Genomic DNA, 20,912 nt, shown 5'->3' on the forward strand with positions numbered 1-20,912 from the left:
GATGCGCAAGGGGCGACAAAAAACTGCTCTGTTCGCGTAACGCAAAGAGCTACGCCGCGAGTGATCCAGAAACCGGCGACGATTGTGGCACCTTTACTGCTGCTGCCGCATTACTGGAAGTCGAAGGCGCTCAGGCCCGTCACCATCTCGTCGAGGCCAAGCGGACGCGTCACCGGCGGTTCGGCGCGCGCCAGACAGCCGACGCGCTCGCAAAGCCGGCAGGCGGGTCCGACCGGCGTCGCCGCGACGGCGCCTTGTCCAGCCCTTGCGCCGACCGCGGCGCCGGGCAGTGCCGCGCCATAGACGATGTCGTCGCGAAAGCCGATGTCGCAACCGAGCAGCAGTGCTGTGCGGCGCGGACGCTCCGCGAACGCGCCCTGCGGCCCCTCAAGCGTGCGGGCGATGCACAGGAACTCGGCGCCGTCAGGCATTTCCACCGCTTCGACGAAAACCTGGCCCGGCTGGGTGAAGGCGGCATGGACGGGCAGCTTGGGGCAACCGCCACCGAAGCGGCTGTGCGGAAAGCCCTGGCTGCCGGCCCTGCGAAAGCGGTTTCCCGCATTGTCGACCTCCAGCATGAAGAACGGCACTCCGAGTGCGCGCTGCCGCTGCAGCATGGTCAGCCGGTTCGCCGCCTGCTCGAAGGAGACGCCGAAGCGCGAACGCAGGACGTCGATGTCGTAGCGGGCGCGGACGGCGGCGGCATGAAAGGTCTGGTAGGGCATCATCAGCGCATGCGCGGCATAGCGGCCGAGCTCGAAACGGGCGAGGCGGCGGGCCTCGTCCGTGGTCAGCTTGAGCGCCTGGATCTCGCCGGCGACCGCGACCGTCATGCGGATCAGGCAGGCCTCCATCGCCACCTCGCGCAGTTGGTCGAACGGTGACAGGCGCTCGGACAGGAACAGGCGCTGCGAATGGCGGTCATAGCGGCGGCGCCAGTTCGGCATGGTGGCGACCGGCAGCACCTTGACCACGATGCCGTATTCGCGCTTCAGCCATGCCTTCAACGCACCGAACAGATCGTCACCGGGATCAAGCACCGCGGTGAACGCCTCGGCCTCTTCCTCAAGTGCCGTAAAATGGTTTGGCCGCCGCTCGAAGGTCTCATGCACCTCGTCGATCGGCAGGCGAGCGCCGGACAGCGCGGTCGCCCGCCCCTCGCGCGCCAGGAGTTCATTGAGGTCTGACAGCCGATCGGCCTGCTCGCGATAGGCACGAAACAGTTTTATCACCGCCGCGGACGCATTGGGCGCCGCCTCGGCAAGTTCGATCAACTCCTGGTCTCCCGGCAATTCGCCGACCAGCAGCGGATCGGTGAACACCTCCTTCAAGGCCGCGACCGATCCCCTCGCCTCGCCCTGCAGCTCATGCGGGTCGACCTTGTAGACGGATGCCAGCTTGAGGATCAGCTGCACCGTCAGCGGCCGCTGGTTGCGCTCGATCAGGTTGAGGTAGGACGGCGAAATGCCGAGCCCCTCGGCCATCGCCGTCTGGGTCAGGCCCTTGGCGTTGCGGATGCGGCGGATGCGCGGCCCGGCGAAAATCTTCTGCTCAGCCATCGACTGCTCTTGACAGGAATTTACACGACGTTCGCGGCAATCCCATTGCCGGTGAGTTTTTACAATTATGACAGATTTACATCAACCCCCCGTCAAACACAACACAGGTTTTCCCTAATTCTCGGCCACATAGCCTGATTTTTCTGGCTGATTTCGCGCCGCAATGTAAATTCAGTCACATCCAGATGTGCCAGAAGATCGGCGCGTAAACAAAGTCCAGCAATCCTTCGGAGTGACTCATGACCGATTTTTACAATCTCGTTCCCTCGGCGCCGGAAGGTCGCTTCGACGGTATCGAACGTCCCTATTCGCCGGAGGACGTGAAGCGGCTGCGCGGCTCGGTGCAGATCCGCCAGAGTCTCGCCGAAATGGGTGCCAACCGGCTGTGGAAGCTCATCCACGAGGAGGATTTCGTCAACGCGCTCGGCGCCATGTCCGGCAACCAGGGGATGCAGCAGGTCCGCGCCGGACTGAAGGCGATCTATTTGTCGGGCTGGCAGGTCGCCGCCGACGCCAACACCGCCTCGGCGATGTATCCCGACCAGTCGCTCTATCCGGCCAATGCCGCGCCGGAGCTGGTCAAGCGCATCAACCGCACGCTGCAGCGTGCCGACCAGATCGAGACCTCGGAGGGCAACGGGCTTTCGGTCGAGACCTGGTTCGCGCCCATTGTCGCCGACGCCGAAGCCGGCTTCGGCGGGCCGCTCAACGCCTTCGAGATCATGAAGGCGTTCATCGAGGCGGGCGCCGCCGGCGTCCACTACGAGGACCAGCTGGCGTCGGAAAAGAAGTGCGGCCATCTCGGCGGCAAGGTGCTGATCCCGACTGCGGCGCATATCCGCAACCTCAACGCCGCGCGCCTGGCCGCGGATGTGATGGGCACGCCGACCCTGGTCGTGGCACGCACCGACGCCGAAGCCGCGAAGCTTCTGACATCCGACATCGACGAGCGCGACCAGCCCTTCGTCGACTACGATGCCGGACGCACGGTGGAAGGCTTCTACCATGTCAGGAACGGTATCGAGCCCTGCATCGCGCGGGCCGTCGCCTATGCGCCTCACGCGGACCTGATCTGGTGCGAGACCTCGAAGCCGGACCTCGCACAGGCCAAAAAATTCGCCGAGGGCGTGCGCAAGCACCATCCGGGCAAGCTGCTCGCCTACAATTGCTCGCCCTCGTTCAACTGGAGGAAGAATCTCGACGACGCGACGATCGCCAAATTCCAGAGGGAACTCGGCGCCATGGGCTACAAGTTCCAGTTCATCACGCTCGCCGGCTTCCACCAGCTCAACTATGGCATGTTTGAACTGGCGCGTGGCTACAAGGAACGGCAGATGGCGGCCTATTCCGAGTTGCAGGAAGCCGAATTCGCGGCGGAAGCCAATGGCTACACCGCGACCAAGCATCAGCGCGAGGTCGGCACCGGCTATTTCGACGCCGTGTCGATGGCAATCACCGGCGGCAAATCGTCAACCACCGCCATGCATGAATCGACCGAGCACGCACAGTTCAGGCCGGCCGCCGAATAGCGGATCAGAAACACCGGGGAAACGCCCAACAGGGCTTCAGACACAGGAGAAGACCAATGGCATCGATAAGCCGCGTCAAGGAACGGGCAGAAGAACAATCGACCACGATGAGCGTCGACCAGCAGGCAACGATCCGCATGCTGGCCAACGATCTGCACAGGCTCAACCAGTCGGTGATGAAGGCAGTCGAGGCCGGCGTCTCGGTGGAGCTGGTGCGCTCGGCGAGGCACCATGGCGGCGACGGCAATTGGGGCGACCTGCTGATCCCGGTGATCGTCACACAGCAGAGCCATGGCTGACCGGAAATCGTTGCAACCGGCCCCTCACCTGCGCAGTGTATGCGCAGGTGAATTATATTTTTATGCAACCGATCCGTGGACAGGGCAGTACAGTACTGTTGCTTGACTCCACTGTCGCAGGAGGCGTTTTCGGAAGCCTTTTATTTCAACTTGACATGGGGTGCGATCTCACGCCAATTGTCGACCAGATTCAACTCTGCATTGAAATAGGGGCGAGTTTCTTGGCCGACCTGGGTGCCCAGTGACTAACAAGGGCGAGACCACAAAACATCCGAATCTGGTGACCCAGGATTCAAGCACCGAGACGATCCGCGGTCCCTCGCAAGTGCTTGTTGTCGGGAAATCGCCGATCAATCGCGTGGTGGTGTCGAAGATCGTCGAGCGATCCGGGCTCAAGCCAATCTCGGAATCGCCCGACATGGCGGCGAAGACCTTGCGAACACTGGTGCCAGGCGTGATCGTTCTGGATGGCGGCGCGGACAACCAGGACTGCGACACCCTGATGTCCGGCATCGAAACGTTGCGACGGGCTTCGGGAAAATCGTTTCCTCCCGTGATCCTGCTTTCAACCAAGACCGGTACGCCGGAGAGCCTGGGCCTGTCGAATTTGATTGACGTCGTGGTCGCCAAGCCGATCACGCCTGAACGGCTGCAACCGGTGATCGATCGCCTGATAAGCCGCTAAGGGCGTCGCCTGACGCGCTTCAGGTCATTGTTCCATGCATGTCGTTCTCCCAAAACCGAGCTCACTTTTGGGCGACGTGCAAAGCGCGATCAACTCCCTCCGGTGATGGTTTGGACCAGTTCGGGCAATTGCCCGAGGTCCGATATCTGGCGAAACCGCGGCTCGGCGAGCGGCGCCTCGACATGCTCGAGCACCCAGGTGAGTTCGTGCGGCACATGAACACCCCAGCCGCCTGCCTCGATGGCCGGCACCACGTCCGACTTCAGCGAATTGCCGACCATCATGCTCTTTGCCGGACCGTCACCGTGGCGGCTGAAAAGGCGGGAATAGGTCGCGGCATTCTTGTCGCTGACGATCTCGACCGCGTCGAACAGGTCGCCGAGGCCGGACCCGGCCAGCTTGCGCTCCTGGTCGAAGAGGTCGCCCTTGGTGATCAGCACGAGGCGGTACGCGCCGGCAAGTTTCTCCACCGTCTCGCGAACATGCGGCAAGACCTCGATCGGGTGGCCCAGCATCTCGCGGCCAGCCTCGAGGATCTGCGCTATGACCGAAGCCGGTACGCGCCCGTCGGTGACCTCGATCGCCGTTTCGATCATCGACAGGGTGAACCCCTTGATGCCGAAGCCGTAGACGGCAAGGTTGCGCCGCTCGGCCTCAAGCAATCGCGCCGAAATCTGTTTCTCCTCGCCATGATCGGCAAGCATGGCGGCGAAACGCTTCTCCGTCATGCGGAAGAACTGTTCGTTCTGCCAAAGCGTGTCGTCTGCGTCGAAGCCAATGGTCGTCAGTTCGTCGTTGTTTCGCATCGATGCCTTCCGGGTTGCGAGCCGTACGAACCTAGGCCGGCCGACGTGATTTTCAACCGGAACGAGGAATGCCGGCAGCACCTCCCCTTCCCTTGCGCAGTGGGGCACGGCTATACTCCGAAATCCGCAACCCAATCTGGTGAATGATGCCGGCTGCAAAAAAGGAAGTCCGTCCGTCGAGCCGCGGAGGACGAGCGCGTACGCCTGCCTTCGTGAAAAACCTGCGTGGTGTGAAGAACTGGAAGGAAGTCAGCGAGTGGCTGGAATGGCGCGGCATCGAGGACATCGAATGCATCACGCCTGATCAGGCGGGCGTGGCCCGCGGCAAGATGATGCCGTCGAAGAAATTCACCTCCAACACCTCGCTGGCGCTGCCTTCGGCCGTTTTCATGACGACGATTTCCGGCGGCTATCCTGAAGACGGCAACGGCTTCCACTATCCTGAGGACGACGGCGACCTCAAGCTGATGCCGGACCTGTCGACGCTGACAGTGGTGCCCTGGGAAGAAGACCCGACGGCCGCTGTCATCTGCGACCTCGTCCACCAGGACGGCCGCTCGGTCGAATTCACGCCGCGCAATGTGCTGAAGCGCGTACTTGCCGCCTATGACAAGCTCGGGCTGAGGCCGGTGGTGGCGCCCGAGATCGAGTTCTACCTGGTGCGCAAGAATCCGGACCCGGACTATCCGCTCACCCCGCCCGTCGGTCGCTCGGGCCGTGCGATCGGCGGCGGCGCCGGCTATTCGATCGCCGGCGTCAACGAGTTCGACGAATTGATCGACGACATCTACCACTTCTCCGAAAGCCAGGGCCTGGAAATCGACACGCTCATCCATGAAGAGGGCGCCGGCCAGCTCGAGATCAATCTGCGCCACGGCGACCCGATCGAGCTCGCCGACCAGGTGTTCATGTTCAAGCGCACCATCCGTGAAGCCGCGCTCAAGCACGAGATCTACGCCACCTTCATGGCCAAGCCGATCCAGGGCCAGCCGGGTTCGGCCATGCATATCCACCAGTCGATCATCGACAAGAAGACCGGCAAGAACATTTTTTCGGCCGAGGACGGCTCGGAGACCGAGGCGTTCTTCCATTTCATCGGCGGCATGCAGAAACACGTGCCGAACGCGCTGGTGATGTTCGCGCCCTATGTCAATTCCTACCGGCGGCTGACGCAGGCGGCCTCGGCTCCGGTCAACAACAAATGGGGCTATGACAACCGCACCACGGCGTTCCGCGTGCCGCGTTCGGATCCGGCGGCGCGGCGTGTCGAAAACCGCATCCCGTCCTCCGATGCCAATCCCTACCTGGCGCTGGCGGCTTCGCTTGCCTGCGGGCTGATCGGCATCACCAGGAAGGTCAAGGCCGAGCCGCCGGTGCTGACGACCGCCAACGCGGACGAGATTGACCTGCCGCGCAGCCTGCTCGAAGCCGTCGACCTGTTCGAGGGCGACGAGGAACTCTGCGCGTTGCTGGGCAAATCCTTCGCCGCCACCTATGCGGCGATCAAGCGGGCGGAATTCGAGACCTTTATGGAAGTGATCAGCCCGTGGGAGCGGGAGTATCTTCTGCTCAACGTATGAGCGGCGACGCTTGAATGGTGAATAGTGAATGGTGAGTAGCTTCATACTGGATGGATGAGCGCAGACGGTTGCGGTCTCTCACAGCCATTCGCTATTCACCATTCTTTGGCGTTCCCATGTCTTACCAATCCCCCATTTCTCCCGGCCGCTCCTGGTATGAGGACACGGCCGGGCCTCGGCCTGAGTATCCAGCGCTCGACGGCGACCGAAAATGCGATGTCGTCGTTGTCGGTGGCGGGTTCACAGGCCTGTCAGCGGCGGTTCACTTGGCGAAGGCCGGAGCAGATGTGGTGCTCATCGAATCGTATCGCTTCGGTGACGGCGCATCGGGCCGCAACGGCGGCCAGCTCGGCACCGGCCAGCGCGCCTGGGCAGAAGATCTGGAGGCCGAATACGGCCTGTCCCGCGCCAAGGCGCTGTTCGATCTCGCCGAAGAGGCGAAGGCGCATCTCATCGAATTCGCCGCCGCCAACCAGATCGATATCGACTACATGCCGGGCCAGCTCTCGGTGGCGCACAAGCCGCGCTATGTCGACGACTATAAGGCGCATGCCGAGATCATGGCCGGCCGTTTCTCCTATCCGTACATCTCCTTCATGGATGCGAAGGAGACGGCGGAGCGGCTCGGCTCGACCGCCTATTTCGGCGGCACGCGCGACACCGGCACCGGCCATATCCATCCGATGAAGCTGGTGATCGGCACGGCGCGGGTGGCTGAGCAGGCCGGCGCGCGGCTGTTCGAAGGGACGCCGTCGACCGGCATCGTTTCCGCTGGCGGCAAGGTCAGGGTTTCCACGCCAAGAGGTACCGTGACGGCGCAGAAATGCCTGATCGCGGTCAACGCCTATGGCGGCACGCTCGAACCGGTAAGTGCCGCGCACATCATGCCGATCGGCTCCTTCATCGGTGCGACCGTCCCTTTGGGGGCGGATTCGAAAGTGCTGCCCGGCGGCGAGTCCGTCGATGATTCGCGCTTCGTGGTGCGCTATTTCCGCAAATCGAGGGACGGCCGGTTGCTGTTCGGCGGACGCGAGGTCTATGGCGTCAACGACCCGAAGGACATCCACATCCACATTCGCCGCCAGATCGTAGAGCTCTATCCGGCGCTGAAAGATATCGAGATCACCCATGGCTGGGGCGGCTATGTCGGCATCACCGTGCCGAGGAAACCATTCGTGCGCGAAGTGATGCCCAATGTGATCTCGGCCGGCGGCTATTCCGGCCACGGTGTCATGCTGTCGAACTTCTTCGGCAAGCTCTATGCCGAGACCGTCGCCGGCAATCGCGACCGGCTGAAACTGATCGAGGATCTGAAAATTCCGCCATTTCCCGGCGGCCGCCGTTTCCGCACGCCGCTGCTTTTCCTGGCGCTCAACTGGTTCGCCCTGCGCGACCGGATCTAGGGGCATATTGGCCAAAAGCGCCCCCCGGTTAGGGAAACCATATAGGCCTGAAGTGAGTCGCATGGACCCGGTTCGACGCGACGCGCCTCGTGCTCGGTCCAATCGCCATCACGATCTGATGTAATATTGTAATATTCATTGCCCTTGCGACACATTGCGGAAATGGCGGCAAAGGCGCAGAATCCTTTATAATGGCGTACTGATGCCACAATCGGGGGCGAAAGGTTCGCGCTTCTGGGCGACTATTCGGGGATTGCTGCGGGCTTGCCCGTGTTGATTTTTGGGACCGATGCCGATCAGACGCCGGACTTGCGGCAATGATCGAAAGAACGTCGGCCCGCTTTTGGAGGTGGCGAGAGTGAGAGAGCCCTTCAGTTTCGGTGCTCCGGAACGTCGGCGCTTTGCCATGCAGTTTGGATACGACATGCGGCCGTCCTTCTGGCAGGGAGTCCGTTCGAACTCGCATCTGGTGATTGCCGCGGTGGGCACCGCCGCGCTGCTCGGCGTGGCCGCGGTGGCGCTGTGGCTGGCATTGCCGACGAGCGAGCGGCAGGCAGCCGCCAGCCAGGAACAGAGCATTCCGGCCATTCCGGTGAAAACGACGAAGATCGTCCCGGCCGGAACCACGGTGGCCGCGGCGACCGTGCCGCGGCCCGCCCGCAAGTCCGACCAGGTCTCGCCGACGATGGCGGCGGCGAAAGCAAACATACAAGCGCTGGCGGCCAATGATCCCCGCTGGACGGGGGCGCAGCCGAAGGCCGCTTCGACGGCACCCGATCAGGCGGCTGCCCCCAGCCAGGCGGCCAATCAGGCTAAGCCGACGCCGGTCAAGCCGGCTGTCGCGGCGGCATTCGCGCCACCGGCGACCGATACCGATGCCGCCAGCGAACTTGCCAAGGTTGCCGCGCCCGCACCAGCGGCAAGCAGCAATCCGGATGGAGCCAAGACCGCCGCGATCCCTGAAGTGCAGCCACAGGCGCCCGAACAGCAGCCGACGGCGAGTGATGATGGCAGCAAGGCCAAGGCCAAGCCACAAAAGGTGGCGGCGGCCGGCAACGGGCGAATCCTGAGACCGGTGACCATGCGCAGCGGCCCGAAGAAGAACGCAGCCGCCATCGTCACCGTGCCGGCAAGAACCTCGGTGCAGGTGATGAACTGCAAGCAATGGTGTCAGATCGTCTACAACGGCAAGACAGGCTGGGTCTACAAGAGCTACATCAAGACCGGCGGCTGATGTACCGGCGCATTTGCGGCTGAGGCCGTACGTTGCCGGTACAAGTCAAACTCGAAGTCGCGGGCACTGTCGAACCGACCGGCGCCACGATGACGATGCGCTTCAGATGCAACGGCCGCCATCGACCTCCAGCGCCACGCCGGTGATGAAGGCGGCTTCGTCCGATGCCAGCCAGAGTGCGGCATTGGCGATATCGAGTGGGGTCGAAAGCCGGCCGAGCGGGATCGAGGCGCGGAAAGTCTGGCGAATCTCGGGCGTGTCGGCGCCCATGAACTTCTCCAGCATGCCGGTTTCGCCGGCGACCGGGCAGAGGCAATTGACGCGAATGTTCTTCGGCGCGAGTTCCACCGCCATCGATTTGGTGGCGGTGATCGCCCAACCTTTCGAGGCATTGTACCAGGTGAGGCCGGGCCGTGGCCTGAGGCCAGCGGTGGAGGCCGTGGTCAGGATGACGCCGCCACCTTGCCGCTCCATGATCGGCACCACGGCAAGAGCCGCGTGATAGATCGCCTTCATGTTGACAGCGGTGATCAGGTCGAAGGTTTCCTCGTCGATCTTCAGCATGTCGCCGTTGCGGTGGGTGTAACCGGCATTGTTGACCATGATGTCGATGCGGCCGAAGGCGCTCTTGGCGGCATAGACCATCTCGTCGAATTCGGAGCGCAGCGAGACATCGGTCTGCGTCCAGATCGCCGCCTCGCCTATCTCGCCGGCGACGCGCTCCGCCCCCTTGGCGTTGAGGTCGGCGACAACGACCCTGGCGCCTTCCTGCGCGAAGCGCTTGGCCATGCCTTCGCCGAAGCCGGATGCCGCGCCGGTAATGATGGCGACCTTGTTTTCCAGACGCATGCTTTTCCCGCTCATCGATGTCTTCCTGGAACCATAGGGCGGCTGACCGGCGCGGCCCATGCCGCGACAGACAAGGCGCCATTTCTCCCTTAGCTTTCGTCACATTCACGTTCTATGCTGCAACTGCGAAAGCTTCCGGAGTCTTCGTTCACCGACAAGCCTCCGGCAAGCGCCAGTGTCAAGCGCACATGTGGACCCAATCAATATCCAGCGATTGGTCCTCGATGTGACACCATGGCACTGGAAAATTTAAATCGATTAGAATATATCAGCCGCGTACTCGCGACCGGCGTCAAAGCGGACAGACCATGACCAGCCAGATCATTCCCGTCGACCCTTTCGACTTCATCATTTTCGGCGGCACCGGCGACCTGTCGGAACGCAAGCTTCTGCCGTCGCTCTATTATCGCCAGCGCGACCATCAATTCTCCGAGCCGACACGCATCATCGGCACATCGCGCTCGAAAATGAGCGACGATGAATTCCGCGCCTTCGCCAGCCAGGCGATCTCCGACCACGTCAAGCCGGCCGATATCGACGCCAAGGAGCTGAAGACCTTCCTGGCGCGGCTTTCCTATGTCTCCGCCGATGCCACAAATGGCGCCGGCTTTGACAAGCTCAAGAAGGCGATCGGCGAGAGCGAGAGCATCCGCGCCTTCTATCTGGCCGTCGCACCGGCGCTGTTCGGCGATATCTCGCACAAGCTCAAAGAGCACAAACTGATCACGCCGAATTCGCGCATCGTGCTGGAGAAGCCGATCGGCCGCGACCTTGCCTCGGCGCAGGCGCTCAACGATCTGGTCGGCGACGACTTCCACGAAAGCCAGATCTTCCGCATCGACCATTACCTCGGCAAGGAGACGGTGCAGAACCTGATGGCGCTGCGCTTTGCCAACGCGCTCTACGAGCCGCTGTGGAACTCCGCCCATATCGACCACGTGCAGATCACCGTGGCCGAGACCGTCGGCCTGGAAGACCGCGTCACCTATTACGACAAGGCCGGCGCGCTGCGCGACATGGTGCAGAACCACATGCTGCAGCTGCTCTGCCTCGTCGCCATGGAGGCGCCGTCGTCGATGGACGCCGACGCCGTGCGCGACGAGAAGCTCAAGGTGCTGCGGGCGCTGAAGCGCATCAACGGCAACGAGGCGCCGAAGCACACGGTGCGCGGCCAGTATCGCGCCGGTGCATCGGCCGGCGGACCGGTGAAGGGCTATGTCGAGGAGCTCGGCAAGGACAGCAACACCGAAACCTTCGTCGCCATCAAGGCCGAGATCGGCACATGGCGCTGGGCTGGCGTTCCGTTCTACCTCAGGACCGGCAAGCGGCTGGCGACCCGGGTTTCGGAAATCGTCATCGAATTCAAACCGATCCCGCATTCGATCTTCGGTGACAGCGGTGCCGGACCGATCTTCGCCAACCAGCTGGTCATCCGCCTGCAGCCGGACGAAGGCGTCAAGCAGTTCATCATGATCAAGGATCCAGGCCCGGGCGGCATGCGGCTGCGCCAAATCTCGCTCGACATGAGCTTCGCGCAGTCCTTCGACGGCCGCGCGCCCGATGCCTATGAAAGGCTGATCATGGACGTCATCCGCGGCAACCAGACGCTGTTCATGCGCCGCGACGAGGTCGAGGCGGCGTGGAAATGGATCGACCCGATCCAGAATGCCTGGGAAGGCGCCAAGCAGGAAGCACAGGGCTATACGGCAGGCACATGGGGGCCGTCGGCCTCGATAGCGCTGATCGAACGTGACGGGCGGACATGGCACGAGAGCAATTGAACGGCGCCAGCTACAACTGGAACCCTTTCCCCGACCGGCCGCACCTGGCCGCGGCGCTGGCCGGCCGCGTCGCCGATCGGCTGACCAGGGCGATCGGCGAGCGCGGCACCGCAGTGCTGGCCGTCTCCGGCGGCACGACGCCGGCAAAATTCTTTGCCGCCCTTTCGGCGATGCCGATCGCCTGGGACAAGGTGATCGTGACGCTGGTCGACGAGCGTTTCGTGCCGGCCTCCTCGCCGCGCTCCAATGCCGGGCTGGTGGCCGCCAATCTCTTGCAGAACGCTGCCAAGGCGGCGCGCTTCGTGCCGCTCTACCATGAGGCATCGGGCATCGAGGATGCAGCGGCATCCGACGATGCCGCACTGCGCTCCCTGCCCTGGCCGCTCGATGTCGTGGTGCTCGGCATGGGGCCGGACGGCCACACCGCCTCGTTCTTTCCCGATGCCGACGATCTGGCCAAGCTGCTCGACCCAGCCTCGGACAGGATCATCCTGCCGGTCCACGCGGCCAGTGCGGGCGAGCCGCGGCTGACCCTGACGCTGGCGCGCATCATCGATGCCGGCTTCATCGCGCTGCACATAGAGGGCGAGGACAAGCGCACCGCCTTCGACTGCGCGGTCGCGCCCGGGTCGCGAAAGCCGATCCGCGCGGTGCTCGACGCCGCACCCAGACCCGTAGAGGTTTTCTGGGCGCCCTGAATTTAGATTTAGTGGTCCCGGCAACGGCGGGAGGATGTTTCCGGGACCTCGCCTGAAAGGACCGACCGTCATGACCGCAAGAAGCGACATCGAAGCCATCACGGAGCGCATCCGCCAACGTTCGAAGGCGGGCCGCGAACGTTATCTCGGCCGTATCGCCGAAGCGTCGAACCAGACCGCCAACCGGTCGGTGCTGTCCTGCGGCAACCTCGCCCACGGCTTTGCGGTGTGCAGCCCCTCGGAAAAGCTGGCGCTCGGCGCCGACAAGGTGCCCAATCTCGGCATCATCACCTCCTACAACGACATGCTGTCGGCGCATCAGCCCTTCGAGACCTTCCCTGCCCTGATCAAGGAGGCCGCGCGCGAGGCCGGCGGCATCGCCCAGGTGGCCGGCGGCGTGCCGGCGATGTGCGATGGCGTCACGCAGGGCCAGCCCGGCATGGAATTGTCGCTGTTTTCGCGCGACGTGATCGCCATGTCGGCGGCGGTCGGCCTGTCGCACAACATGTTCGACGCCGCTGTCTTTCTCGGCGTCTGTGACAAGATCGTACCGGGACTGGTGATCGCGGCGCTGACCTTCGGCCATCTGCCGGCGGTGTTCATCCCGGCCGGACCGATGACGACCGGGCTGCCCAATGACGAGAAGGCCAAGGTCCGCCAGCTCTATGCCGAGGGCAAGGCAGGACGCGCCGAACTGCTGGAAGCCGAGTCCAAGTCCTACCATGGGCCGGGCACCTGCACTTTCTACGGCACGGCGAATTCCAACCAGATGCTGATGGAGATCATGGGCCTGCACACGCCCGGCGCCTCCTTCGTCAATCCCGGCACGCCGTTGCGTGATGCGCTGACCCGCGAGGCGACGAAGCGGGCGCTGGCCATCACCGCGCTCGGCAACGCCTATACGCCGGTCGGGCGGATGATCGACGAGCGGTCGATCGTCAACGGCGTCGTCGGCCTGCATGCCACCGGCGGCTCGACCAATCATACCATCCATCTGATCGCCATGGCCGCAGCGGCCGGCATCGCGCTGACCTGGCAGGATATTTCCGACCTGTCGGAAGCCGTGCCGCTTCTGGCCCGCGTCTATCCGAACGGGCTTGCCGACGTGAACCATTTCCATGCCGCCGGCGGGCTCGGCTTCCTGATCCGCGAACTGCTCGACGAGGGCGTGCTGCACGAGGATGTGCAGACGGTGTGGGGCGAAGGCCTGCGACCCTACGCGGTCGAGGCCAAGCTCGGCGCCGATGGCTCGGTGGTGCGCGAGGCCTCGCCGCGTGCCAGCGGTGACGAAAAGGTGCTGGCGCCGTTCCACAAGGCGTTCCAGCCGACCGGCGGCCTGAAGGTGCTGGCGGGCAATCTCGGCCACGCCGTCATCAAGACCTCCGCCGTAAAGCCGGAACGGCGCATCATCGAGGCGCCAGCCAAGGTGTTCGACAGCCAACAGGGCCTGAACGACGCGTTCAAGGCCGGCACGCTCACCGGCGATTTCATCGCCGTCATCCGCTTCCAGGGCCCGAAGGCCAACGGCATGCCGGAACTGCACAAACTGACCACAGTGCTCGGCATCCTGCAGGATCGCGGCCAGCGCGTGGCGCTGGTCACCGACGGGCGCATGTCGGGCGCTTCCGGCAAGGTGCCGGCGGCGATCCATGTGACGCCGGAAGCCGTCGAGGACGGGCCGATCGCCCGGATCCATGAAGGCGACATCATCCGTCTCGACGCCGATGCCGGCACGCTGGAAGTGCTGGTGCCGGGGACCGAGTTCGCGTTGCGCCGCACCGCTGAAGCCGATCTCATCGGCAACGAGTTCGGCTTCGGCCGCGAGCTGTTCGCCGGCTTCCGGCAGCTGGTGGGCCGCGCCGACCATGGCGCCAGCGCTTTCGGAACGGCGTGACGTGATCCGTCTCATCCATGAAAAAGGGCGGCTCGTGGCCGCCCTTTTTACATTATCCATGCGATCCTATTGCACCGTCAACTCAGCCCGCTCGCCGGCCTTGACCGTCACAGTGCCTTCCTTCGAGCTGTTGTCCGATTTCTCCGAGACGACGGCGTAGTCACCCACCGGTATCGCCGCCTGATACTTCTGGTCGTATGCGTAGCCAAGCGACTTGCGGTTGCCGTTGATGTCCTTCTTGGTTTCGAAAATCTCAATCTTCGAGGCTCCGGGCGCGGTGATCGCCAGCACGCCGGCATTCATGGCGACCTTCACATCCTGAAATTCGCCGACCTTGACGTTGAACGGCTGCTCGACGACGGCAAGATCGACCGTCGCAATCAACACATAGTCATCAGGCGGCAGATCGAACTTGCTGTCGGGACCATAGGCATAGGTCACCTCGTCCCGGGTTCCGTCGATCTTCTTTTTCGCCTTCACGACCTTGAAGCCGATGCCCGAACCGTCGGCCTTGTCGCCGCCGGCTGTATAATAGGCGTTGGCAACGACATGTCCGACGCCGGCGATGATGTCCTTTTCGACTGTCTTGCCGGCAGCGAGCGGTATCGTCTCGGAAGCCACGCCCTGGCCGATCGTGACCGTCACTTTCTCCTCGCCGGCCGGCAACACGGTCTTGGTGGTCCCATAGTAGGTCGCGGGATTATCGGCACCTGGGTAGTCGATCACGACGACCGCGCCATCGACAACATCCGCCCCCGCGCTTGGTCGCGGATGAATGATGAGCGTGCCGGCATTCAAGGTGAAGAGCGGCTTGGCGACCTGGCCTGCCTCGATCTTGACCTTCTGCTCCACCTTGGCCTCGCCGTCGCGCGCGACGATGACGTAATCGCCCGGTTCCAGATTGGCTTTGTAGGCGCCATATTCGGTGGTGACGTTGTCGCCACGCGTGCCGTCGGACTTTGCCTTGTAGACTTCCCAGGCATTACCGTCGGTGACCGGATCACCGCCCTCGGCAAGCACCGCCGTCGGCATGAAATTGAATTCCGGCTTGGCAGGCTCGGGGGCAGGCGCCGGTGCGGGAGCCGGTTCAGGCGCGGGTGCCGGCGCCGGGGCAGCGACGGTTTCGACCAGGGCTTCCTGCAGCGCCTTCTCATCGGAGGCCTGGATGTACTTGCCGCCGGTGTTTTCGGCCAGGCAAGCGATCTGCTTGCCCTCGTCGGCTGTCAATCCGAAGCCGACGACATCGGCGGTGAAATCGACGCCGGATGCCTTGAGTTCCTTGCCCAGTGCACAGGGGTCACCGCCGCAGGTTTCCAACCCATCGGTGATCAGGACGACGGTTGCCTTGTCCTCGGTGTATTTCAGCGCTTCCGCCGCCTGCTTGACGGCCGCCGTCAACGGCGTCTTGCCAAGGAATTTCAAACTGTCCGCGGCATCCGTGATGGCGCTTGCCGAGCCTGCCTGAGGCGGCACGATCAGCTGGATGTCGTCGCAGCTGCCTTTTTCGCGATGGCCATAGGCCATGAAGCCGATCTCGTCGTCGGCGGGAACCGATTGAAGCACGGTCCTCAGCGATTCCCTGGCGATTTCGAGCTTGGGCTTGCCGTCGATCTGTGCCCACATCGAGCCGGAAGCGTCGAGAATGATGATGACCTTGTTGGCGGCGAAGCCGACCGTCGTCATGAAAAACAGGAGGATCGCCACAGCGATGCTCCGCGCAAATACCGCCATCGAAATCTCCTGAGTTAGCCCCCTAATCCGCACAGGGAAGCTATTTGAGGCGGCTTCAGGACACAAGCCCGGCGCGGCCGTCTCGCTCAGGCCCCCGGAGCGGGGACAAAGCGTTCGTGCGGCGGGATCGCCCCGGCAGCAGGCGTCCTGGAGCCAGATCGAAGCCCGGCTCAGTAGGTGGTGCGGCGCTCTTCGGAGGGCGGCCGGCCGAACTGCAGCCGGTAGCTCTGGGCGAAATAGGAATGCGAGGTGAAGCCGGTTGCGATCGCCACGTCGAGGATCGGCATGTTGGTCTGGCGCAGCAATTCGCGCGCCCGCTCCAGCCGCAGCCGCATGTAGTAGCGGCCGGGCGTCACGTTGAGGTGGCGCAGGAACAGACGCTCGACCTGGCGCACCGAAAGGCCAGCCGATTTGGCGAGTTGCACCGCCGACAGCGGCTCATCGAGGTGGTCGGCCATCAGCTCGACGATGCGCCTCAGCTTCTCCGACTTGCCGGTCAGATCGCGCTCCGGCCCGACACGCTGGCGGTCGCCAGCCGAGCGGATGCGCTCGTGCTGGAACTGGTTGGCGACGCCATTGGCGAGGTTCGAGCCGAAATCGCCGCGCACGATCTCCAGCATCAGGTCGATCGAGGTGGTGCCGCCCGCGCAGGTGTAGCGCTTGCGATCGATCTCGAAGACATTGCCGGTGCAGTTGATGTCGGGGAAGCGCTCCATGAAGCCGGCGCGGTTTTCCCAATGGATGGTGCAGCGGTAACCGTCGAGCTGGCCGGCCTCGGCCAGCAGGTAGGACCCGACCGACAGCGCGCCGAGCGCGTTGCCGCGCCGGCCCCAGCTGCGCAACGCCGCCAGAACCTTGCTCTTGCCGGGAAATTCCGTCGTCAGGCCGACCGAAACGAAAAGGATGTCGACCGGCGGCAGGTCGGCGACGGCATAGTCGATCTTGAGCGGCAGGCCGTTGGACGCCATCACCGGATCGCCATCGGCGGACACCGTGGTCCAGCCATAGAAATCGCGGCCGAGCAGACGGTTCGCCGACCGGAAGGTGTCGATCGCCGCGGCCAGCGAGAACATGGAAAACTTGTCGACCAGCAGGAAGGCGAACTGCCGGCCACCTTGAACGGGATCAGTCATGACCGGCCGTTCCGGGGAAATGGTGGGGTTCGGCAAAACTGGCGCTTTCAGGGTCAACCCGGGCTCAGAAGGAGGGCCGCTTCAATCCGGCCGCAAGGTAGGCAGAAGCTAACGTATTGGCCATCAGCATGGCAATGGTCATCGGCCCGACACCGCCGGGCACCGGCGTGATGGCGCCGGCTTGCCCGGCCGCCTCGGCATAGGCGACATCGCCGACGAGGCGCGACTTGCCCTCGCCCTTCTCGGGCGCGGGAATGCGGTTGATGCCGACATCGATGACGGTGGCGCCCGGCTTCACCCAATCCCCCTTGATCATTTCCGGCCGGCCGACGGCGGCGACCAGGATGTCCGCGGTACGGGCAAGCGCCGGCAGATCTTTGGTGCGGCTGTGGGCGATGGTGACGGTGCAGTTGGCGGCAAGCAGCAGATTGGCCATCGGCTTGCCGACGATGTTGGAGCGGCCGACAACGACGGCGTTGAGGCCGGACAGGTCCTTGCCGCGCACGCGCTCGATCAGAAGCATGGAGCCGGCCGGCGTGCAGGGAACGAAGGCCGTGTCGAGTTCGCCCGTGCCGAGCTTGCCGACATTGATGAAATGGAAGCCGTCGACATCCTTCTGAGGCGCAATCGCCTGGATGATCTTGCCGGCGTCGATGTGGGTGGGCAGCGGCAGCTGCACCAGGATGCCGTTGATGGCCGGATCGGCGTTGAGGTCGGTGATGACCTTGAGCAGCGCCTCTTGGGAGGTCTCGGCCGGCAGCGTGTGCTGGAGCGAATGAAAGCCGCATTCCTTGGCGGTGCGCGATTTGGAAGCGACATAGACCTGGCTCGCCGGATCCTCGCCGACGATGACCACGGCCAGACCAGGCTTGGCGTTGCCCTTGGCGACCAGCTCGGCGGTCAACGCCTTGACCGTCCGCACCACATCCTCGGCAACGCTCTTTCCGTCAATCACTTCGGCCATGAACCATCCTCAACCCTGTTTCGCGCAACGCCGCTTTCGACACGCAATGTCCCGGCGACGGCAACATGCAGCGCGGCATTGTCACGAAAATTCCTGCACGCAATCCCGTCAAAGCGCCGTCCCATGCCGTTTACGCGAAAACCGGGATGGTTTTGTTCGGCCTCGGCAACGTATCTAGTGGCTCAGAAGTAGCGGCGGCGGGCGCGGCTCTCGGTGAGTTCGCGGACCGCCTCGCGGAATTCGCGCAGGCTGGCACGAATTTCCTCGATCGGCGCCTGTTCGGCGCCTTCCTCAACCGGCGAAGGCTCCACCGATGGCTGGGGTTGATACGCCGGCGGCGCGGGCTGCGGCGGGTACGGCATGTGCCCGGCATTGGGCGCCATGGCCTGGGTATAGGGGTGACCTGCAGGCGACGGCGCCGGCCAGGACTGCATCGAGCCGGCCTGTGATGCAGGGGGATAGGGCGGCGGAGCCGGATAGATCGGCAGTGACGGCATCAGGGGCGACCGCGACGGCGGCCCCATCGGCTGGGAATAGGTGGCATCGAAGCCCGACGGAAAAGGCGGCCGCGAATAGTCCGACGACCGCGGTATGAAGGCGGAATCCGGGTTCGGGAAGCCGGAGCGCATGGCAGCATCCGCCGGCCGCGCATTGTCGCCAAAGGCGGCGAATTCGCTGTCATCGTCCACTTCGGCGGATGGCTTGCGGGAGAGAATATTGCGCAATTTCGCCATGAGCGCGGCGACACGCCCGGGCTGTTCGGCGGGAGCGGCTTCGGCCTGTGCCAAGGGCGGTGGCGGTGCAGGCGGCGGGGGTGGCACCGGCGGCACGGGCGCTGCCGGCATTGGCGGCGCGGGCGGTGGCGGTGCCCGGAATGCCTGGTCTTCGACAGGCGCCTTGCGGTCGCGGCGCGAGCGCGATGTGGCGGTCTCGCGCAGGCTTTCATAGGCGCCGCGCATGGCACCGAGGCCAATTCCAGAGGCAAACCCCAGGAGCAGGCCGGCAAGGGCCATCACGGCCCGCGACGGACCTTTGGCCTCGAGCGGTGCGAAGGCCTTGGAGATCACATTCATGTTGGCGGTGTTGATGTCCTTCTGCTCGCCGGTCTCCTTGGCGCGCAGCAGATATTGTTCGTAGACGGAGCGCTTGGCGGCGGCCTCGCGCTCCAGTTCGCGCATCGACACCAAATCGCTGTTGACGTCGCCGCTGCGCACCTTGAGCTGGGCAAGGCGGGAGGAGAGATCCTGTTCCAACTGGACGGCGCGTTTCAGATCGACCTGCAGCGAGGAAGCGATGCGGCGCAACTCGCCGGCGATGCGGTCGCGCGCCCCGGCAATCTGTGCGTTCAGCGCCTGGAGTTCAGGATGACGCGGGCCCAGCCGGATGGCGGCACGGTCCGCCTCCTGCTTGAGCGTTGCATATTGCGAACGCAGATCGCTCATCGTGTTGGAATTGATCTCTTCCGGTAAGGTGCCGGCGAGAACCGAATTCACGTCGATCGAGCGCGCCGAAGCCGCCCTTGCATTGAGCTCCAGCGTGCGGGCGCGGGCGACGGAGAGCTGCTCGTTGAGCTTCAGCATCTCATCGTCGCTGATCAGATGACCCTGTGCGTCGACGAGGTCATGCGACGCTCTGAACTCCTCGACCTTGCGTTCGGCTGCCTCGACGCCCTTGCGCAGTTCATCGAGCCTTGCCGTCAGTTCGTCGGTCGCACGGCCGGCCGTAGCAGACTGGATCTGACCGAAGGTCTGCAGGAACACATCCGTCATCGTGTTGGCGATGAGCGCCGACTTCTCGCCGTTCTGCGTGATCGCGCTGACGGTGATGACGAAAGTCTTGCCGCCACGCTCGACAGACAGGCTTTCGGCCAGATTGCCAACGGCGAGCGCACGCCGGCGGACCTCGTCGGCGCCGCTCGGGCCGTCCTGGTGCGGGAGAATCGAGCGAATGAGAGACCTGATGCCGAGGCCGCCGGCACCCTGGCCGTTGAACTCCGGATCGTTGGCCAGGTTGAGCTTGTCGACGACCTTGTTCAAGACCGTGCCCGAGGTCAGCACCCGGACCTGGTTTTCAACGATGGCGAGCGTGGCGTCGGAAGCGATCACATTCTGGGTAAGGTCCCGGTCGGTGAGCTTGAGGTCGCGCGGGTCAACGATCAGTTCAGCGGTGGCTTCATATTTCTTCGGTGTCGACAGCGCGATCGCGATGCCGAGCCCGGCACCGATCAGGGTGGTGGTGATGATCAGCAGTTTCGACCTGGCAATGCCACGCACGACCTGCATCGGATCGATCAGCGGCTTCCACTGTTGATCGTCCTGGCGGGATCCGGACGTGTCATGCGAGCGAGTGCTGCCGGAAGGTTCTTCAGCGGATTGCCTTGAATACGGCATGGCCGGCGGAAGATCGCCGGCGTCCTCTTGTGCGCGCCAGACGTCGTCCCCTGCAGCCGCTTCCGGCTCCGGCCGGAAGCGCTCTGTTCCGGCGGCGGCAGACGGCGCTGGGTTCGCCCGCACCTCACGCCGTGAACGGGCAAGGCGATGGCGCGTGGCGGCATCCTCGCGCCAAGCAGAATGTGCGCGATCGCCTATCGAGACCAGGGATGCGTCATCCTCACCGCGCATGGCCTGGCCGAGCGCCAGCAATGAACGCTCGCGCCTCCAGTCTTCACGGTTTTCCCTGTCGACCATTATCTTGGAGCTTCACTCTTTGGCCGCTGGGGCAGCGGCGGTCGGCTACTCGTTAAGCCACGCTAAACAAGCATAGGAAA

General features: G+C 63.9%; 16 protein-coding genes. 9 read left to right on the forward strand and 7 right to left on the reverse strand.

Annotation, left to right across the window (positions count from 1 at the left end):
- Positions 1-110: 110 nt before the first annotated feature.
- Positions 111-1,559, reverse strand: coding sequence for an XRE family transcriptional regulator (locus CK228_RS30045; RefSeq protein ID WP_095775493.1), 1,449 nt, complete (start codon positions 1,557-1,559; stop codon positions 111-113).
- Between the two features lie 239 nt (positions 1,560-1,798).
- On the opposite strand from CK228_RS30045, the gene aceA reads away from it, so the two are divergent.
- The 3 genes from aceA (at position 1,799) to CK228_RS30065 (ending at position 4,072) form a co-directional block, all read left to right on the forward strand.
- On the forward strand, positions 1,799-3,088 hold the full coding sequence (aceA, locus tag CK228_RS30050) for an isocitrate lyase (RefSeq protein ID WP_095775492.1): 1,290 nt from the start codon (positions 1,799-1,801) through the stop codon (positions 3,086-3,088).
- A gap of 56 nt (positions 3,089-3,144) precedes the next feature.
- The gene (locus tag CK228_RS30055; RefSeq protein ID WP_006202762.1) at positions 3,145-3,387 is read left to right on the forward strand and encodes a hypothetical protein; all 243 of its coding nucleotides are present in this window, start codon (positions 3,145-3,147) and stop codon (positions 3,385-3,387) included.
- A 241-nt stretch (positions 3,388-3,628) separates the two neighbouring features.
- The gene (locus tag CK228_RS30065) at positions 3,629-4,072 is read left to right on the forward strand and encodes a response regulator (protein ID WP_095790167.1); all 444 of its coding nucleotides are present in this window, start codon (positions 3,629-3,631) and stop codon (positions 4,070-4,072) included.
- 89 nt (positions 4,073-4,161) lie between these two features.
- Here the strand turns inward: CK228_RS30065 and CK228_RS30070 are convergent, their stop codons facing one another.
- The gene (locus tag CK228_RS30070; protein ID WP_095790168.1) at positions 4,162-4,878 is read right to left on the reverse strand and encodes an HAD family hydrolase; all 717 of its coding nucleotides are present in this window, start codon (positions 4,876-4,878) and stop codon (positions 4,162-4,164) included.
- Between the two features lie 143 nt (positions 4,879-5,021).
- On the opposite strand from CK228_RS30070, the gene CK228_RS30075 reads away from it, so the two are divergent.
- The 3 genes from CK228_RS30075 to CK228_RS30085 all read left to right on the forward strand — a co-directional run bounded on the left by CK228_RS30075 (position 5,022) and on the right by CK228_RS30085 (position 9,095).
- Entirely contained in the window at positions 5,022-6,458 is a 1,437-nt protein-coding gene (locus tag CK228_RS30075; protein ID WP_179296086.1) for a glutamine synthetase family protein, read from the forward strand.
- A gap of 116 nt (positions 6,459-6,574) precedes the next feature.
- On the forward strand, positions 6,575-7,861 hold the full coding sequence (locus tag CK228_RS30080; protein ID WP_095790169.1) for an FAD-binding oxidoreductase: 1,287 nt from the start codon (positions 6,575-6,577) through the stop codon (positions 7,859-7,861).
- Positions 7,862-8,219: 358 nt separating this feature from the next.
- On the forward strand, positions 8,220-9,095 hold the full coding sequence (locus CK228_RS30085; RefSeq protein WP_179296087.1) for an SH3 domain-containing protein: 876 nt from the start codon (positions 8,220-8,222) through the stop codon (positions 9,093-9,095).
- Between the two features lie 102 nt (positions 9,096-9,197).
- On the opposite strand, the gene CK228_RS30090 is transcribed toward CK228_RS30085, so the two are convergent.
- Complete coding sequence (locus CK228_RS30090; RefSeq protein ID WP_095775486.1) at positions 9,198-9,944, reverse strand: SDR family oxidoreductase; 747 nt, start codon at positions 9,942-9,944, stop codon at positions 9,198-9,200.
- Positions 9,945-10,252: 308 nt separating this feature from the next.
- On the opposite strand from CK228_RS30090, the gene zwf reads away from it, so the two are divergent.
- From zwf to edd, 3 genes are all read left to right on the forward strand, one after another.
- Positions 10,253-11,725, forward strand: coding sequence for a glucose-6-phosphate dehydrogenase (gene zwf, locus CK228_RS30095; RefSeq protein ID WP_095790171.1), 1,473 nt, complete (start codon positions 10,253-10,255; stop codon positions 11,723-11,725).
- Positions 11,707-12,423 (forward strand): 6-phosphogluconolactonase, encoded by a 717-nt coding sequence (pgl, locus tag CK228_RS30100; protein ID WP_095790172.1) that lies wholly within the window; start codon positions 11,707-11,709, stop codon positions 12,421-12,423. Before zwf ends, pgl begins: the two co-directional genes overlap by 19 nt.
- Before the next feature lie 70 nt (positions 12,424-12,493).
- Positions 12,494-14,317 (forward strand): phosphogluconate dehydratase, encoded by a 1,824-nt coding sequence (gene edd / locus CK228_RS30105; protein WP_095790208.1) that lies wholly within the window; start codon positions 12,494-12,496, stop codon positions 14,315-14,317.
- A gap of 66 nt (positions 14,318-14,383) precedes the next feature.
- Here the strand turns inward: edd and CK228_RS30110 are convergent, their stop codons facing one another.
- The 4 genes from CK228_RS30110 to CK228_RS30125 form a co-directional block, all read right to left on the reverse strand.
- Entirely contained in the window at positions 14,384-16,048 is a 1,665-nt protein-coding gene (locus tag CK228_RS30110) for a VWA domain-containing protein (protein ID WP_095790173.1), read from the reverse strand.
- 170 nt (positions 16,049-16,218) lie between these two features.
- The gene (locus CK228_RS30115) at positions 16,219-17,181 is read right to left on the reverse strand and encodes a GlxA family transcriptional regulator (protein WP_095775481.1); all 963 of its coding nucleotides are present in this window, start codon (positions 17,179-17,181) and stop codon (positions 16,219-16,221) included.
- Positions 17,182-17,245: 64 nt separating this feature from the next.
- The gene (gene folD / locus CK228_RS30120) at positions 17,246-18,145 is read right to left on the reverse strand and encodes a bifunctional methylenetetrahydrofolate dehydrogenase/methenyltetrahydrofolate cyclohydrolase FolD (RefSeq protein WP_095790174.1); all 900 of its coding nucleotides are present in this window, start codon (positions 18,143-18,145) and stop codon (positions 17,246-17,248) included.
- A gap of 182 nt (positions 18,146-18,327) precedes the next feature.
- The gene (locus tag CK228_RS30125; RefSeq protein ID WP_095790175.1) at positions 18,328-20,832 is read right to left on the reverse strand and encodes a GumC family protein; all 2,505 of its coding nucleotides are present in this window, start codon (positions 20,830-20,832) and stop codon (positions 18,328-18,330) included.
- Positions 20,833-20,912 lie beyond the last annotated feature (80 nt).

The sequence above is a fragment of the Mesorhizobium sp. WSM4312 genome (genome assembly GCF_002294875.1).
In the GTDB taxonomy this organism is placed as follows: Bacteria; Pseudomonadota; Alphaproteobacteria; order Rhizobiales; family Rhizobiaceae; genus Mesorhizobium.

What these genes read in the sequence shown, in the direction of transcription:
- CK228_RS30045 (WP_095775493.1), bottom strand. Translation starts at nt 1,559, where the DNA reads ATGGCTGAGCAGAAGATTTTCGCCGGGCCGCGCATCCGCCGCATCCGC.
- aceA (WP_095775492.1), top strand. Translation starts at nt 1,799, where the DNA reads ATGACCGATTTTTACAATCTCGTTCCCTCGGCGCCGGAAGGTCGCTTC.
- CK228_RS30055 (WP_006202762.1), top strand. Translation starts at nt 3,145, where the DNA reads ATGGCATCGATAAGCCGCGTCAAGGAACGGGCAGAAGAACAATCGACC.
- CK228_RS30070 (WP_095790168.1), bottom strand. Translation starts at nt 4,878, where the DNA reads ATGCGAAACAACGACGAACTGACGACCATTGGCTTCGACGCAGACGAC.
- CK228_RS30075 (WP_179296086.1), top strand. Translation starts at nt 5,022, where the DNA reads ATGATGCCGGCTGCAAAAAAGGAAGTCCGTCCGTCGAGCCGCGGAGGA.
- CK228_RS30080 (WP_095790169.1), top strand. Translation starts at nt 6,575, where the DNA reads ATGTCTTACCAATCCCCCATTTCTCCCGGCCGCTCCTGGTATGAGGAC.
- CK228_RS30090 (WP_095775486.1), bottom strand. Translation starts at nt 9,944, where the DNA reads ATGCGTCTGGAAAACAAGGTCGCCATCATTACCGGCGCGGCATCCGGC.
- zwf (WP_095790171.1), top strand. Translation starts at nt 10,253, where the DNA reads ATGACCAGCCAGATCATTCCCGTCGACCCTTTCGACTTCATCATTTTC.
- pgl (WP_095790172.1), top strand. Translation starts at nt 11,707, where the DNA reads ATGGCACGAGAGCAATTGAACGGCGCCAGCTACAACTGGAACCCTTTC.
- edd (WP_095790208.1), top strand. Translation starts at nt 12,494, where the DNA reads ATGACCGCAAGAAGCGACATCGAAGCCATCACGGAGCGCATCCGCCAA.
- CK228_RS30110 (WP_095790173.1), bottom strand. Translation starts at nt 16,048, where the DNA reads ATGGCGGTATTTGCGCGGAGCATCGCTGTGGCGATCCTCCTGTTTTTC.
- CK228_RS30115 (WP_095775481.1), bottom strand. Translation starts at nt 17,181, where the DNA reads ATGACTGATCCCGTTCAAGGTGGCCGGCAGTTCGCCTTCCTGCTGGTC.
- folD (WP_095790174.1), bottom strand. Translation starts at nt 18,145, where the DNA reads ATGGCCGAAGTGATTGACGGAAAGAGCGTTGCCGAGGATGTGGTGCGG.
- CK228_RS30125 (WP_095790175.1), bottom strand. Translation starts at nt 20,832, where the DNA reads ATGGTCGACAGGGAAAACCGTGAAGACTGGAGGCGCGAGCGTTCATTG.